Source organism: Nocardia sp. NPDC057272, assembly GCF_042668615.1.
Classification (GTDB): domain Bacteria; phylum Actinomycetota; class Actinomycetes; order Mycobacteriales; family Mycobacteriaceae; genus Nocardia.
In genome coordinates, this window is sequence record NZ_JBHUYK010000029.1 from 26,365 (window position 1) to 39,553 (window position 13,189).

At 65.3% G+C, this 13,189-nt stretch carries 14 protein-coding genes and 1 pseudogene; 8 read left to right on the forward strand and 7 right to left on the reverse strand.

Annotated features, from left to right (window positions below):
- The first annotated feature begins 87 nt into the window (after window positions 1-87).
- Window positions 88-693, forward strand: coding sequence for an HAD family hydrolase (locus ACFULV_RS28920; RefSeq protein WP_378662111.1), 606 nt, complete (start codon window positions 88-90; stop codon window positions 691-693).
- Window positions 694-711: 18 nt separating this feature from the next.
- On the opposite strand, the gene ACFULV_RS28925 is transcribed toward ACFULV_RS28920, so the two are convergent.
- Window positions 712-1,077 carry a hypothetical protein gene (locus ACFULV_RS28925; protein WP_378662114.1) on the reverse strand — a complete coding sequence of 122 codons (366 nt, stop codon included), beginning with the start codon at window positions 1,075-1,077 and terminating at the stop codon, window positions 712-714.
- Between the two features lie 31 nt (window positions 1,078-1,108).
- A complete protein-coding gene (locus ACFULV_RS28930) occupies window positions 1,109-1,948 on the reverse strand; it encodes a LysR family transcriptional regulator (protein ID WP_378662117.1) in 840 nt (279 codons plus the stop codon).
- Window positions 1,949-2,053: 105 nt separating this feature from the next.
- On the opposite strand from ACFULV_RS28930, the gene ACFULV_RS28935 reads away from it, so the two are divergent.
- Entirely contained in the window at window positions 2,054-2,779 is a 726-nt protein-coding gene (locus ACFULV_RS28935) for an SDR family NAD(P)-dependent oxidoreductase (RefSeq protein ID WP_378662119.1), read from the forward strand.
- 30 nt (window positions 2,780-2,809) lie between these two features.
- Here ACFULV_RS28935 and ACFULV_RS28940 read toward each other — a convergent pair whose 3' ends face one another.
- Window positions 2,810-3,439: a maleylpyruvate isomerase family mycothiol-dependent enzyme gene (locus tag ACFULV_RS28940; protein ID WP_378662241.1), complete on the reverse strand. Its 630-nt coding sequence runs from the start codon at window positions 3,437-3,439 to the stop codon at window positions 2,810-2,812.
- A 304-nt stretch (window positions 3,440-3,743) separates the two neighbouring features.
- Here ACFULV_RS28940 and ACFULV_RS28945 point away from each other — a divergent pair, with 304 nt between their 5' ends.
- The 3 genes from ACFULV_RS28945 (at window position 3,744) to ACFULV_RS28955 (ending at window position 6,662) form a co-directional block, all read left to right on the forward strand.
- Window positions 3,744-4,139 (forward strand): MerR family transcriptional regulator, encoded by a 396-nt coding sequence (locus tag ACFULV_RS28945; RefSeq protein ID WP_378662122.1) that lies wholly within the window; start codon window positions 3,744-3,746, stop codon window positions 4,137-4,139.
- A 107-nt stretch (window positions 4,140-4,246) separates the two neighbouring features.
- The gene (locus ACFULV_RS28950; protein WP_378662125.1) at window positions 4,247-5,170 is read left to right on the forward strand and encodes a zinc-binding alcohol dehydrogenase family protein; all 924 of its coding nucleotides are present in this window, start codon (window positions 4,247-4,249) and stop codon (window positions 5,168-5,170) included.
- Window positions 5,171-5,546: 376 nt separating this feature from the next.
- Window positions 5,547-6,662, forward strand: a complete 1,116-nt coding sequence (locus tag ACFULV_RS28955; protein WP_378662127.1) for a protein kinase family protein — start codon at window positions 5,547-5,549, stop codon at window positions 6,660-6,662.
- Here the strand turns inward: ACFULV_RS28955 and ACFULV_RS28960 are convergent.
- Together ACFULV_RS28960 and ACFULV_RS28965 are read right to left on the reverse strand one after the other, a co-directional pair.
- Entirely contained in the window at window positions 6,636-7,682 is a 1,047-nt protein-coding gene (locus ACFULV_RS28960) for a hypothetical protein (protein ID WP_378662129.1), read from the reverse strand. The two genes, ACFULV_RS28955 and ACFULV_RS28960, sit on opposite strands and share 27 nt — an antisense overlap.
- 393 nt (window positions 7,683-8,075) lie before the next feature.
- On the reverse strand, window positions 8,076-8,537 hold the full coding sequence (locus ACFULV_RS28965; protein WP_378662132.1) for a contact-dependent growth inhibition system immunity protein: 462 nt from the start codon (window positions 8,535-8,537) through the stop codon (window positions 8,076-8,078).
- Between the two features lie 224 nt (window positions 8,538-8,761).
- Here ACFULV_RS28965 and ACFULV_RS28970 point away from each other — a divergent pair, with 224 nt between their 5' ends.
- Both ACFULV_RS28970 and ACFULV_RS28975 read left to right on the forward strand, forming a co-directional pair.
- Window positions 8,762-9,130 carry a hypothetical protein gene (locus tag ACFULV_RS28970; RefSeq protein WP_378662135.1) on the forward strand — a complete coding sequence of 123 codons (369 nt, stop codon included), beginning with the start codon at window positions 8,762-8,764 and terminating at the stop codon, window positions 9,128-9,130.
- A 171-nt stretch (window positions 9,131-9,301) separates the two neighbouring features.
- Complete coding sequence (locus ACFULV_RS28975; RefSeq protein ID WP_378662138.1) at window positions 9,302-9,763, forward strand: hypothetical protein; 462 nt, start codon at window positions 9,302-9,304, stop codon at window positions 9,761-9,763.
- A gap of 241 nt (window positions 9,764-10,004) precedes the next feature.
- On the opposite strand, the gene ACFULV_RS28980 is transcribed toward ACFULV_RS28975, so the two are convergent.
- The gene (locus ACFULV_RS28980) at window positions 10,005-10,286 is read right to left on the reverse strand and encodes a hypothetical protein (RefSeq protein ID WP_378662141.1); all 282 of its coding nucleotides are present in this window, start codon (window positions 10,284-10,286) and stop codon (window positions 10,005-10,007) included.
- Window positions 10,287-11,299: 1,013 nt separating this feature from the next.
- Window positions 11,300-12,037: pseudogene (locus ACFULV_RS28985) on the reverse strand (ATP-grasp domain-containing protein).
- 364 nt (window positions 12,038-12,401) lie between these two features.
- Here ACFULV_RS28985 and ACFULV_RS28990 point away from each other — a divergent pair.
- Complete coding sequence (locus tag ACFULV_RS28990; RefSeq protein WP_378662144.1) at window positions 12,402-12,806, forward strand: hypothetical protein; 405 nt, start codon at window positions 12,402-12,404, stop codon at window positions 12,804-12,806.
- Window positions 12,807-13,189 lie beyond the last annotated feature (383 nt).

Genomic DNA, 13,189 nt, shown 5'->3' on the forward strand with positions numbered 1-13,189 from the left:
GGCAATCCGTAGGTCGGGGTATCGGCGGCACGACTGCTGTGTTGAGTGCGTGATTTCACTCCCATGACCTGGACAGGAAGGCCAATGATGACCGTTTCAGCGAGCAAACAGGAGCCCTGGGACCGCCGCTGGGCGCAATACGCCGCCGGTCACGGCCATCTCTGGACCGATGCCGACCGGCACAGTACCCACGGGCACGGTGGCTGGGCTCGGCACCTGGCCCGGGTGTGCGGTATCGATGCCGTCGATCAGGTCATCGCCGAGTCTGTGGAGGCGATGATCGACCAGGTCGAAGCCGGTCACATCGAGTTGCTGCCGGGGGTGGACGCGCTGTTGGCGGCGGTCACGAACCGGGCGGCGACCGGTGTGGTGTCGGCTTCTCCGTGCCGGTTCGTCGCAGCCACCCTCGATCATCTCGGGCTGCGCCGATCCCTGCAGGTCGTGGTCGCTCGTGAGGACCAGGCGCAAACCAAGCCCCACCCACAGCCCTGGTTGCATGCGGCCGCCCTGCTGGCAGTCGACCCGAATACGTGTGTGGCAGTAGGGGATTCGGTAGCGGGTATTTGGTCAGCGCATGCGGCAGGGATGCGGGTGCTGACGATTCCGAGCTGGGCGCCGGCACCTGACCACGACCACGCCCAGCGGTGGCTGAGCAGCATCCTCACCGAATCGGCCAGCACGATCACCCGCTGATCCGAATCAGGTTTGCTCCTACTGCTGATGCACGACCGGACGCGTGGGCGGCGGTAGGCGGTCGGTTGGGGCGAGGGTGTCCAGTCGTACGTCGAAGACGAACGGCACATCGTCGGGGCCGCCGGATAACCACCATGTGCTGACGGTTGCTATGTCGTCGTCGATGTCCTCGATCGTGCACTGGATAGTGGTGGGGCATGGATAGGCCGATGTGGGAAGGAGTTCCCCGCCGAAGTAGGCGGTCTTAGCGACCAATTGGTGAGGTCGGTCGTGTACATCGACCAACTCGACCAGCACGATGCCCGGTTGCGGGTTGTCGCTGAGCCAATAGACAGCGATGGCAGGCAGTTCACAGCCATCACCGTTTCCCAGCATCTCCTTCACTGCAACAGCGTATCGGTCCGCAGCTGGACTGCTAGAGGCTTGTCGCTGTGCGGACGAGGTCGGCGACGGCTTTTGATCTGCTGTGGGGTGGCCAGGCGATGACGGTTGTGACGGCCGGTGCGTCCGGTACCGCCACGATGGCGTGCTCGTGGCGTAGCTGGGCTCGGAGCGATTCGGGCATGACCGCGCAGGCCCGACCGAGTGTGATCAGCTGGGTCAACTGGGTATGGTCGCGAACTTGTGGGCCGGGGCCGTCCGGATAGCTTCCATCGGGTCGAGGCCATCGCGGCAGGGGCAGGTCCGTCAGGGCGTTGACCTCGGCCATCGACAGGTGATTTCGGTCGGCGAGGGGGTGCCCCGCGGGCAGGACCACGATCTGCTGTTCGGTGTGCAGGTCCTCGGTATCGAATCCGGCTGTCGTGTCGTATGGCCGGTGGAGCAGAGCGACGTCGGCACTCCCGTTGCGTAGCAGGCTTTCCGGTTCGCCGGGCCCGCACAGCACCACCTCGACCTCGACGGAGCAGGGGTCGGCGGCGTAGGCGTTCAGCAGCTTCGACAACAGTTCGCTGGACGCTCCTGCCTTGGTCGCCAGCACCACACCGGGCCGATCGGCAGCGGCGCGACGGGTGCGGCGCTCGGCGGCGTCGACCGCTTCGATCGCGAGCCGGGCCTCCCTCAGCAGCACCGCTCCGGCCGGGGTCAACGTGATCGCGCGGGTAGTGCGGTGCAGCAGAACGACTCCGAGCCGCCGTTCCAGTTGCTGGATCGCCCTCGACAGCGGTGGTTGCGCCATCGCGAGCCGTTGTGCCGCCCGCCCGAAGTGCAACTCCTCGGCGACGGCGACGAAGTATCGCAACTCCCGCGTCTCCACCGGGTCATCGTATCCGGCGCTGACCACGACCAATACCCGCGCGGTATTGACGCGCACCCGATCGGTCTTGGACGCCCCACCTGCATCCGCAGCATTGTCGACGGCATGAGTGAACGGACAATCGCGCTGGTGACCGGCGCGAACAAAGGAATCGGATTCGAGATCGCGGCGGGCCTGGGCGCCCTCGACTGGCGAATCGGTGTGGGCGCGAGAGATCGAGACCGCCGCGACACCGCGGTGGAGAAGCTGCGCGCGGCCGGCATCGATGCGTTCGGAGTCCCGCTCGACGTGGACGACGACGCGAGTGTCGCCGCCGCGGCCGAGCTGATCGCCGACCATGCCGGAGGGCTCGACGTCCTGGTCAACAATGCCGCGATCACCGGCAGCGTGCCACAGACACCCACCACGGTCGATCCCGCGACTGTGCGAGCTGTCGTGGAAACCAACGTGATCGGCGTCATCCGGGTCACCAACGCGATGCTGCCCATGCTGCGCCGCTCGGCAGCACCGCGAATCGTCAACATGTCCAGCAGCGTGGGCTCGCTCGCCCTGCAGACCACCCCCGGCATCGACATGGGTCCGATTCCCACTGCCTACTCGGCGTCGAAGACCTTCCTCAACGCCGTCACCATCCAATACGTCAAGGAACTGAGCGACACCAACATCCTGATCAACTCCGGCTGCCCAGGTTTCACCGCCACCGATCTCAACGGTTTGCGAGGCGTCCGCACACCAGCACAGGGCGCGGCGATCGCGATTCACCTCGCGACTCTGCCCGACGACGGACCGGCCGGCGGATTCTTCGACGATGCCGGAACAGTGCCTTGGTGACAGGCGCGGCCTCGGAGGAGGGGGACGGGATCATCCGCTGCGGGTGCCGGATCGAGCGGTCACGCGGTCGCGCAGCAGCGGCACGCCGGGTCCGGCAAGGTCATCGCAGTACGCAGCTCTGCCGGCCATCGCCATAGTCAGCGCGATCGTGGTCCCGCTGACCACAGGGCCGGCCCCGGCAGCAAATGATCCGTCGGTCGCCTCCAATCGCAGGCCCTCGGCATTGCTGCGGCCGGCAACCGTGAAGTCACGTCCGGCGTAGAAACGCGCGACTTCGGTAGCGGCTTCCGTCGACGGTGTGCGCGGCAGTCCGAGGGGACGCCGGATGTCTTGTGCGTGGACGACGACTTCACCGAGCCAGGCTGCCGTGGGTCCGGGAGCCGCGGTGGTGCTGGTGACGACTGCCCGGAACCGTTCGAGGGTTTCGGCGGGAGTACGCCCACGGTGCTCGGCGAGACGCCGGTTGTTGTGCTTGTCGAAGTCGAAGCGGGCGCCCAGGACGCTGGACAGCCAGCGCAGCCGTCCGGTGCTCGCTGCTGCGGTGAGGTGCGCGACGACCTCCTCGACCACCCAGTCCCCACACAGCGATGGCCGTCCCCACTGCTGGTCGTCCAAGCCGGCGAGATCGTCGGCCAGGGCGGCGCGTTCGGCGTGGGCCATCGCCCAGAGGGCGTCACGGCCTAGGGCATCCGTCACGAGGTACCTCCAACACTCAGTCGCCTACGGGTGCGATGCACTGCGCACCTCACAGTGTGCGGCGAAACGGCCGCGCTGAGCCGCTTCGTCTTCTGTAGTGCAGACGCCGGCACCTGCGCAGACTCATCGGTGCATGCGTTGTGAATGTCATGTGGCCATGCCGAGGTTTTCGAGCTGGTTGGTCACGCCGGGTTCTGTGATGAATGAAGCAGACCTGGCAGGACATCGGAGCCCTCCGGCCCAGAACGCACCGGCGTAGCCTCTCAGGATGCGGATCGGCGAGCTGTCCAAGCGCACGGGCGTGAGTCCGCGCTCATTGCGGTACTACGAAGCGCAGGGCCTGCTGACCAGCTCACGCTCCGACACCGGGCAGCGTCACTATTCCGATGCCGAGGTCCAGCGTGTGTCGCTCATCCGGCAACTGTTCGACGCGGGTATGTCCAGCCGGGTGATCGCGACCGTGCTGCCGTGTGTGGACGTCCCCGGTGACCTGGGTATCGCCGAGGAGACGTTCGCGACGATGACGCGCGAGCGCGACCGGATCGACGCCGATATCGCGCACCTGACCGAGACCCGAGATGCGCTCGACGCGCTGATCAGGGCCAACAGCCGGCACCGGGCGGAGCTGTCCACGGCCGCCGAACCGGTGGCGCGGTCGGCCTGACGCTGTGACCTGCACCTCAATCGGTTGCCTCTTACATCGGTGTGAGGGTTGAGGATGGCTACAGAGCCCGGAATCACCTGGGCCGGTATGTCGAGAGGCGGCAGACAATGGGGCAGGCGTGGGGTTTCGGCAGGCATGGCGGACCCGAGGTGCAGGAGTTCTTCGATCGTCTCGATCCCGTTCCCGGTCGCGGCGAGGTGCTGATCCGGGTCGACGTCGCCGGCGTGAATCCCCTTGACCACCTTGTGCGCTCGGGTCTGGTCCCCGGGCTCGACGGCGGGCGTCCGTTTCCCCGCGTGCTGGGCATGGAGGCTGCCGGAATCGTTCTCGCCCGGGGCGAGGACGTCGAAGGGCTCGAGGTGGGTGATGCGGTCTTCGGCTTCGCGCTCACCGGTGGCGGCACCTACGCCGAGACGACGGTGCTGTCCGCGCCGAACACCGCGCGCATCCCGGCGGGCCTGTCCGCGACCGTGGCGGCAACGCTGCCGGTGGCCGGGACGACCGCGGTGGATGCGCTCGACCAGCTCGACCTCCCGGCCGGTACCACGGTCCTGGTCAACGGGGTCGGAGGTGGAGTCGGCCTCGCCGTCGCCCGGCTGGCCATCGGGCGCGAGCTGCGTGTGATCGGCACCGGCAGCACTGCCAAGCGCGAGCACGCTGAAGCCATCGGGGTGCGGTTCATCGACTACGCCGCCGAGAACGTCGTCGCCGCGGCGCGCGAGCTGGTTCCGGACGGCTTCGACGGGATCGTCGATCTGGTCGGAGGCACCTCACTCCGGACGGTCGCGCCACTGGCCCGCGATCCCCGCAACATCATCGCGGTGGGTGATATGTCTGTGCCCGATCTCGGGGGGCGTTTCATCGAGCGTCGCCTTGACCGCGAGAACCTGGAGCGCTCCGCCCGGCTGGCCCTCGACGGAGTTCTCGCACCCGTGATCACCGCGGTCCATCCGCTCTCCGACGCCCCGGCAGCCCTCGCCACCGTCGAGAACGGTCACACCTCGGGCAAGGTCGTCATCAAGGTGACATGAGAAGTGCCCGGCCGACCGACGCCGAGAGCGGGCCGAACCCAGGGCCGCGGATCGGGAAACAGCCACGCCCGCCGGCGTGAGCGCGTGCTCATGTGAATTGTCGAGTCGGCGTACTGTCGGCCGCGGGGATCTGCGGCCCGTCGTCGATTCGTCCGAGCAGCTCACGCGCCGGGGCGAACTATTCATTTCGACGCACTGCATTCGTGATGAATGCCCGGACTCGAGGAGTACCGGGACAGCTGAGTGAACGTTCTGCTCAGAGTTTCGACAGGTTGAGATCGCGATAGGCTGACTGTTGATTGCGAGTGCGGCTGGGGGAGGCGCGAACGTGGTGATACGTGGCCGAGAGTCCCGCGATGCTACGACGCCCCTTGACATGTCGCGCACGGAGCGCCTGCGCGTCCACGGCGCCGTCTCTACTGCCTTGGCACTGCACAGCGATCATGCGTTGGGCGAGCTCGTGGATGCGGCCGTGCCGATCGGTTCCGGTATCGGCGGGAAGTCAGCGCTGCTGGAGATCGCCGGAACTCCGGTTTTCGTGAAGCGAGTGCCACTCACCGATCTGGAACGGCAGCCGGAGCACGTCCGGTCCACCGCGAATCTGTTCGATGTGCCGATGTTCCACCACTACGGCGTCGGCCTCATCGGTGGGACGGGCTTCGGGGCTTGGCGTGAGCTCGCCGTGCACACCATGACGACGAACTGGGTGCTCGCTGCCGGACGCGAGGCGTTCCCGCTGATGTACCACTGGCGGGTGCTGCCGGACACGACGCCGCTGCCGGCCGAGCTCGCCGACATCGATCGCGCCGTCGCCTACTGGGATGGCCGACCCCAGATACGTCACCGGATCGAGGCCATCCGGGACTCTTCGGCGACCATCGCGCTGTTCCTCGAGTACATTCCGCAGACCCTGCACGAGTGGCTGAATGCCCAGATCGAGGCGGGCGATGAGGCCACCGACCGGGCCTGCGCGATGGTGGAACGGGAGTTGGCCGCCGCCACCGCATTCATGAACAGTCGTGGGCTCCTGCACCTCGACGCGCACTTCCAGAACATCCTGACCGACGGTCGACGCCTCTACTTCGCAGACTACGGCCTCGCGCTCTACTCGGGGTTCGACCTCTCGCCGCAGGAAGCCGCGTTCTTCGACCGGAACCAGAGCTATGACTGCGGCTTCACCGCCACCTATTTGGTGAACTGGCTGCTCACGGCTCTGTACGGGTTCCGGCGGGACGACCGGGCTGAACGCGCCGAGATGGTGCGCGCCATCGCGGCGGGTGCGCCGCCGGAGGGCATCCCCGAGGGAGCCGCCGCGGTTCTCACCCGGCAGGCGCCGGTCGCTGCGACGATGTCCGCGTTCATGCTTGCGTTCCAGCAGACGAGCCGGAGCACCCTGTACCCGGACGATGAGATCCGCCGACTGCTGGACGACCGGACTTCTGTGTTCGTTCAGCCGCTCCCGTCGTCAGATCAGCTCGGGCGGAAGTGCTAACGACGGGACGAGTGTGGCGAGGTCGACCAACTCGATGTGTCGGCCGTGCACGCGAGTGAAATCCGCGATGGTGAAATCGGTTGCGGGTCCGAAGCGTTGCTCGAACCGGGCTCTGGTGTGGGGAGACGATCGAGCGAGTGCCCACGCGATCGTTGACTTGGATGTTGTCAGGAACCTGATGGGCAGCGCACCGACAACGAAAAGCTGAGCACGCCTGCCGCTTTCATCGAGCGCCAAGTGAACCAGGTCGGCGACGACACCTCGCTTGCGCATGGTGTCGGCACCTTTCCACTGTGCGACCTTGAACTCGGCTATTCGATGGTCTGTCTCCAGATCGAATGGTCGCGACGGGTCATTTCCGGCTCCCAGAGAGGGCCGCTGGACGACTACCTCTCCGTCTTCCAAGAGGGCGGGTAGCACGCGCGCGATGACGGTCGCGTGAATGACGTCGTTGAGGCGTCCGACGTGTGCGCGTACAGCCAGCGCGGCATCGAGAAGGTCGTCGCTGAATCCGTATCTGGTGGTCACCTCATGACTCGTTGTGGATCCAGCGCCCTGGAAATCAGCCTCCGCGGCGGCGAGGTGCGCTGTCAGATTGTGGTCGGTGAGGAACCGCGACAGCATCGCGAATGATTCGGCCGACCCATCGATGTCGGAGGCTTCCGTCTGGGCGGCCGGCGCCCGAGAGGTTTCACCACCACGGGCGGGCAGGGCAACCGCTGGCACCGAATTACGTCCCGGGCGGAGTTTAATGACCTCATCGGTACGCTCGTGGGCATGGGTGGGGATTTGGTACTGCTGATCGCCACCATCGGTCCGTTGGCACTGTTGGGATGGGCGGCTGTTCGGGCGAAGCACCGCGGCCTGGGAGGGTCCTTCGTCGGGCCATTTCAGGAGATGTTCGATCCCGGTGCGGCGCGAGCACAGATCGTCATCGAGGAGATCGCGGAACTGCCCTGATCCCGCGGACTCCGGCGACCCGGACAACGACGATGATTCGCCGAACACGGTGGTGTACAAGGGTGTTCGGCTCTACATCGACCCTGATAGGGCTCGGCGGCGCGGAGGTGGTGGGACCGCCAGGCAAGCTGGATGAGCACCTGCCTGGCAAACCCGAACAGCCGTCCGACCATCACACCCTCCGGGTTCACCGTCTGATGGTCGCGAGGATTTGCGGCCCCAGCACTCGGATCACTCGCCGCGAGACAGGCTCATCCGGCACGGGAGACTACAGGGGAGGGTGAAAGTTCTATGATTCCAGCGATATTGGCTGCCACGGCAGGAATCCTGGGCATCATGATCGGTCGTTTCTGAGATACCCACGCCGAGTCCACAAGATGGCGTCGAGATCAGTCCGGGTCTGGCCACGAACAGGCCGGCGCCGCTCGCCGGACAGGACTTCGAACCTCGACATCAGGCCCTGGTCGGCTGCGTTCGACCTGGATCGACCTCGGACCGGTCCGACAGGAATTTCAAGACCAAGCCGCGCAGCTCTGAAACTTGCGCGCCGTCCATCTCGGCGATCATCACCTCCGCTCGCTGGGCAATGCCTCGCACTTCAGCCAAGACCTCGGCCGAGTCCGACCATCGCTCCTCAGGAAGTCGGAGCACCGCCGCCAACAGGGCACCCGGATAAAGGTGACCGGCGGCAAGCGGATTCGCCTCCAGCTGATCAAGCGCTCGAGGCAGTATTGCCGTCGTTCCAACATTCTGCGACAACATGATTCGCAGCCCCTCGATATCCAGTTCTCCGATCGGAACCCGCCGCATCCGGAGGACTGTCCGAACCAGATAGGTGTCCTCCGGGACGGCTGCCAGCCAAGCGTCACCCTCGATGTCCTGCACGGATTGTGAGAACTCTTCGCTGTCGGCCATGCCTTTCACCGCTCTCATCTCAATGGCACTGCTCGTTCACGTGAAGCCTCGGCGCTGTCAGGACCTGCCCCACAGTAGTGGCCACCGGTCTGGACCGACGCCGTCGTTGACACGCACATCGCCAGATGCGGACGTTCGTGGTAGCGCGCACAGCGGCAATTGAGTATGTTCGCCAGGTTCGCATCGTGGCATCATGTTCGACATGATCTCCAGCCGAAAGGCCCATGCCGCGTAACCGCCCATCCGAGGTCCGGGCCGCCACTGCGTTCAGGCCCCGACCCCATGGCGCCGCCTCCGCTATCGACGGACTGTCGTCGTCAGCGAGTTCTGAGATCGCTCGCCTCGAGCGCACCCGGAACTACCTGCGGACAGGGGATGTCGGCAATGCAGTTCGTCTGTGGAAGAACCACGTTCGCCGTCCGACCCACGATCTGCGGCATTACTACGAGTTCGGGGATGTGCACGACTTCTGTTGTGGCAGTCCGGTGCAGGCCCGCGACCTGCTCGACATCGTGACCTCAGCGATGTCACCCCGCAGCGCACGCGAGCTTCGCGCGATCATCGCTCGACTCGACGCCCAGTTGGAATTCTGACCGCCCAGGCTCATGCCATTCGGCTGTTGCAGGCGTTGGCCGGTCGTCGGCCCGGCCGCTTGCCCTTTCGGGGCTCTCTGCGCTGGCTGGGTCGGTCAGCACGGTATGCGGCAGGAGGGGACATTCTGTGCAGTAGGCCAGTCCACCTCGCGCGGTCCCTATGATGGCGTCGTGTTCATCGCAGGCATCGGACCGTTCACAGCACAACCAGGACCCGAAGACGAGAGCACCTGGTCTCCACAGGCCGCGATCAGCAGCAGTCTGTTCGACGATCCGGTCGAGGTGAACGTAGTTCTCCCAGAGGGACGGTCCGCCGATTCGGCGCTCATCGCGACGGTGCTGGGCGACCTGGACCACTACCTGCTACTCGGCCTGCGATTCCTTCACACCGGGCTGATCGCCGACCCCGCGTCCTTCGGTTCGACACCCGCGGACATGCACCTACTCGAGCGGTTCGATCCCACGACCTTCCCGGTCGACCGACCCCAGCTCAACTTCTACGACGGCACCGAATGGCTCCTGCGCTTCGCCGAGGGCGGATTGCCGATCTGCGAACCCTACGGCGTGGCAGTGATTTTCGTGAACCAAGAACCTGTCCGGGTCGAAGATCTGCGCGACTCGACATCGATCTGAGCGGTTGCCCATAGTCCGGCGCTGCGCTGACATGCCCGCTTCGAGGTCGCCGTTCACCTTTGCACATGCGCACGAAGACTCCTCTGTGTCTTGAAGGTTGCGCTGTGCTGTCAAGGCACTGACATCGGCAGAAGAGTGCGTTTGGCGGCTGGTGCCGCGGGCCTCGGGATCGCGCGGGTTGCGGCAGAAGAGGATGCCTAGAGGCAGTATCGACGCACCGGATCTAGTCCGAACTACGGGGTTACCGCCCGTCGAGGTCAACAGGCCGTTGATGGCCGCACTCGAGCTCAATCCCATCCCGATCCCGCACGGTGCTGTCCACCATCACACCGACCATGATGCCGTCCTCGAGCCACGACACCTCGAATGGCGGATCAACATTCACCTGCTCGAAGGAGGCGCGGTCGTCGGATTCGATGACGAAGGCATCTCCCGGTCGCATCCAGTAATCCCGGCCCCACGGTTCGAGCCAGACCGTGAGTATTTTCTCTGCGAAAGGGTTCGACAGCATCAGCTTGGGCACTGCGGCAGACTATGCGATTTGCCTGTGAGAAGGCCGGTCTGACGGACCTCGACCACACGCGGCACTGGCCGGTTCGGTCAGTGCGGGTAGCCGGCCCCTTCATGTGCAGGCCAACCCGGACCCAGGGCCAATGCCGATCGCCGGCGAGCGACCCGCTCAACTGAGGCCGGGATGGATTCGCTTAGGGTTTGAAAACCATATGGTGCAGTTGGGGCAGCCGCTCGGCCGTCCGGGAAAGGGCTAACGTTCGTGGCAAGTCCTAGTCAGCAGCCAGATCCTGAGTCTTCGCAACCGTTTCCACACAGTGGCCCGCAGCGAGAGCCCGGCTATCCCGAGGGATTTCATACGTATGAGCCGTATGGACCGCCGCCAGTGGACCAGCACCAGGGCAGAACGTTGGACTGCATTGCGGGGGTGTTCTTACTAGTCGCCGCCCTGCTACTCCTGGCAGTCCGGGCCTGGGCCGTCCTCGTTGAAACCGACTACACGTCGGGCGCGTTCACACTCTATGAGGTCTCAGCTGGCCTCATCATCGCCGTCTCGGGAGTCGCTGCGGTCCTGGCCCTGATCGGAGTTACAGCTCGCGTACCGGCGCTACGAGGAGTAACCGTCGCTGCGGCGGGCATCGCTCTTGGTGAATCATCCTCGTCGCTCGCTGCCTGGGTAGAGGCCCGATACTTGCTCGAGGGCTTCGTTTGGCTATACATCCCCATGACAATCTGCGCGCTGGCAGCAACGGCAACAGCGGCACTCGCGGTAGCGGCAGCCGCTGCCAGTAGTCGGTGAGCAGGGAGACGATGGTCGGGGAGCCCGACAGCTCCGGTACGCAGTGAGTACGCAGCGCATCCCAGCGGTGCCCGCTTCAGGCCAACGTTGCGACCCAAAATCCCCAGGTCAGACACGCGTAGCCATACCCTGCCCACCAGGGCAAACGCCAGGAACAGTGTTCATCATCAACATGGTGACCAATGGTTCGCACAGCCGTGTCGGATCCCCTCTCCTGCGGTCGTGGATCATTTGAGCCGGACCGGCGGCAACGCCCAGGTAGCTTCGGACTCGCCGAGTTCGTGGCGGGGCACGCAGGCGCGGGCGAGCACCTCGAGAACGCGCTGCGGGTCGCATCCGTACACGCCCGCTCCGAATGCGCTATTGGCTTCGACGACCGCCCAACCACGTCCTTCGATGAGGCCGACATCGATAACCACGGCCGGCGGGGTGGGTGCCACGGCAAGCAATTGCTCGACGCATGTCTCGGCGGCGGATCGCTCCTCGACGGTCAGCGACCAATCGCCGTTCGTGTAGCTCCCCTCACGAAGATAGGGCGAGCATGTCAGCACGCGACCATCCAGAACGAAGCAGCGGACCTCGACCTGCCAGGTCACCGGCTCAGCCATCTACACCGGCGTGTCATCCGGGCACGCGTCATCAGGCGGGAGCCCCGCACCTGCCCGGTACAGCTGTCCGGCGAAACCTTTCCGTCCGTCGGCAGGTTTGACAAAGACGGGGCCCGGATGAGCCCGCGCCGCAGCCAGAGTCGACACGCGCAGTCCACGACGCAGGAACCGTGGGGCCAGTCCGGGCAGCCAGTCCTCTGCGACGTCGAGAAGTGCGAGGCCGAGTTGTCCGGCCACGGCTTCGGCGAACAGCATTTCGCCGTAGATCACCGCCGGTCCGGCCACCATGTCCGGTGGTATACGCCATCCGGACAAACGCAGCACCTGCCAACCGGCACGTACGGCGGCCCCCCGCATGAGGACCGAGTCGTCGGTGAATCGAGGGGACAGGATCAAAGTCGGCACCGTCAGCACAGTAGGACAAACGGTAGCGTTCAGCGATCGAATAGACGGCGAGCGCTAAGGTGTTGGCTGCCAGCAGCATTCAGGTCGAGTCGGTACGGGAGCAGAAGATTCGGCCATGGGCGCCGATGGCGTCAGCTTCGCTGATTGCTGAGCAACCCTTGACCTGTGAACCTCTGCGCGTGAACGGCAGGCCGTATCGGGCAGGCGGTGAGCCCGCACCGGTGGGCACAACCCAACCCAGAACAGGACCAGTGGTGATCACCGACTACGCGCGATAAGCGGCATGAGAGTGCGTCGGGCCGCTAGCATCACGGGCGTGGGCGACCAGGACCGGCCGAGCGAGCGGATTGTCGAGCAGCGACTGCGAAACCGCGCGATAGAGGCACTGGAGACACTCGTCGAGGGGGACGAGGGTGTTCGTACATGGGGGTACGGGGACTACATCAACGAGTTCTTCGACACGATCGACGACGAAAGCGCGTGGCTATGGCGCGAATGGTCGACGTTCACACCGGCAGAGGTGACCGCGCTCGACAGGGTGCAGCGAGCACTCCTTGATGCCTGCGCTGCGACGCCTCGGATTTCGTCCGATGAGGAGTTCGTCGCTTCGGGGTGGCCTAGGCGTATCAAGCCGCTCGCGGCTGCGGCACTCGAACTGATGCAGTCGAGAGGTCGTTTTCGAGAGGATCGCGAGGAAGATGTGCCTTCGCGTACGAGCTGAAACTCACACCACCGATCGCACGGGAATCGGTAGTTGAGTGCGTTCGTCGGCGCGGGTCGTGGCCGTCCGGGGTCGCGCGGATCGCGGCATGAGCGGATGATCAGCAGTAGCGGGAGACGACCATGGAGCTCACAGCGGGCGGCGGGCAACACACTCCGGGCAGCGTTCCCACCAATCGGGAATGGGATGTGGCCACGGGAATCCGTGGGGTAGTACCCGCACGTCTGTGCCACAGTCGGGTTGACTACTTCCTGCGGCCACCGCATGAGCGATAGGTGGTCCGTCGCTGACGATCTTGATGTTCGTGTAGTCCCCGGCCTTCATGGGTTGTGCGGGGTCATCGGCGAATGCCCGCATATTCCCATGGAACCAGGTTTCGAATT